Origin of the sequence: Vibrio sp. Vb1755, from assembly GCF_033338635.1 — a bacterium.
Taxonomy (GTDB): Bacteria; Pseudomonadota; Gammaproteobacteria; order Enterobacterales; family Vibrionaceae; genus Vibrio; species Vibrio alginolyticus.
Genome location: NZ_JAWOTA010000203.1, coordinates 1 through 1,258, shown reverse-complemented (window position 1 = coordinate 1,258; position 1,258 = coordinate 1). Strand labels below are relative to the sequence as shown.

2 protein-coding genes are annotated in these 1,258 nt (G+C 44.4%); one reads left to right on the top strand and one right to left on the bottom strand.

The window, feature by feature from the left end; genetic code table 11:
- On the bottom strand, positions 1-742 hold a 742-nt coding region (locus tag R7E00_RS23915), incomplete at its 3' end, for a lactate/malate family dehydrogenase (protein WP_318124740.1).
- A gap of 257 nt (positions 743-999) precedes the next feature.
- On the opposite strand from R7E00_RS23915, the gene R7E00_RS23910 reads away from it, so the two are divergent.
- Positions 1,000-1,258 (top strand): glycerophosphodiester phosphodiesterase family protein (locus R7E00_RS23910; RefSeq protein ID WP_318124738.1); only part of this gene is annotated, 259 nt, incomplete at its 3' end.

The following is a 1,258-nucleotide window of genomic DNA, read 5'->3' as shown; positions in this document are numbered from 1 at the left end:
GCTCATTGATTTTGATGGCTTGAATGATTCGAAATACGCTGGCTGCAATACCATGCACCGTATTATGTTTGCGACGAAATATCTCGTAACCCGCTTGCTTAACCGCTTCGAGCAACTCATCAGCATCGATTCTCTCGATATTGTGCGTATCGCAATAATAATCCGCAGGCTGGCCAGCAATAGAGATCAAACTCTTTGGTGTGAAACAGTGGCTTCCGTGCTCTCCCAGCACATAACCAAATATGTTTTTAGGGTCAAGATCCACACGGTTAGCAACAATGCTCATCAAGCGAGCTGTATCGATAACACACCCGCTGCTTATCACTTTGTTTGGCTCAAAGCCCGTATTGGTAGTAATAAAATGAGCAACAATGTCACAAGGGTTAGACACGACAATCAAAACCGCCTTTGGCGCAACACGCTCTATTTTTCTAGCGATCTCGACGCCAATCTTCGCGTTGATTTCCGCGATATCTAAACGTGTTTGTCCTTGTTGAATTTGCGCACCTGCCGTTATCACAACAATATCGGCACCTAACAAATCGAGGTAATCATCTGAGGGAATAATGCGGGTATTTTTGGAAAAGGTTAACGCCGCTGTGTGACGAAAATCGAAGACTTCCCCTTCAGCTCTTTCTAAGTTTTGGTCTAACAGAACAAGTTCACTGACGCTGCCTAGCGTGAGCAAATAATTGCAAACACCAACTCCAACGGCGCCAGCGCCAATCACACCAATTTTCATCTTACTCTCCCTGAAAAAATACGGCTCTTGAAAGATACGTCGCTCTTTAAAAATGAGCGGCAAGAGCATAAAAGTCCAACGTCATTTTGTAGCTCAGAATCTCTTACCAATCTAGTCTTTCATTTCCACACCATGCTTGTCTGGTGAAAATTACACCGTTGAATCGTGACGTTACCGCCCTGAAGAAGCCTTTCACCTCTATATCAACGGCCAAAAGCGAGTACAATCTGGACATCTCATTCAAGAAGGCAAACAAAATGGAAACTCTGTTAATTGGTCACCGCGGCGTTGCCGGCTCGTTCCCAGAAAATACAAAAGTCAGCGTTCAAGCTGCAATTGATCTCGGCCTAAAATGGGTAGAAGTGGATGTTCAGCCAACAAAAGATAACGTACTTGTGGTTTGCCACGATCATACGTTAAATCGATGCAGCAATGGCAAAGGACGAGTTGATGCGCATACGTTGAAAGAACTAAGACAATTAGATTTCGGTGGCTGGTTCAGCGAAGATTTTGCTG